Genomic DNA, 256 nt, shown 5'->3' on the forward strand with positions numbered 1-256 from the left:
TCCGGGCTGCGTGCGGTCCAGCGCCTGCACTTGGCTCTTCTCGTCGCAGCACAGCACCAGCGCACGCTCGGGTGGCGACATGTACAGCCCCACGATGTCCTCGAGCTTTTCGACGAACTGCGGGTCGCGCGAAACCTTGAAGCCGCGCACGATGTGGGGCTTCAATCCGTGGGCGTGCCAATGGCGCATGACGGTGCTGGCGCTGACGCCCAACTCGGCGCCCATCTTGCGCGTGCTCCAATGCGTGGCCGCCGCC

At 67.2% G+C, this 256-nt stretch carries 1 pseudogene; it reads right to left on the bottom strand.

Annotation, left to right across the window (positions count from 1 at the left end):
• Window positions 1-256, bottom strand: a pseudogene (locus tag HB681_RS37850) (IS630 family transposase); the annotation flags it as partial.

Source organism: Variovorax sp. dw_954, from assembly GCF_018449755.1.
In the GTDB taxonomy this organism is placed as follows: Bacteria; Pseudomonadota; Gammaproteobacteria; order Burkholderiales; family Burkholderiaceae_C; genus Variovorax.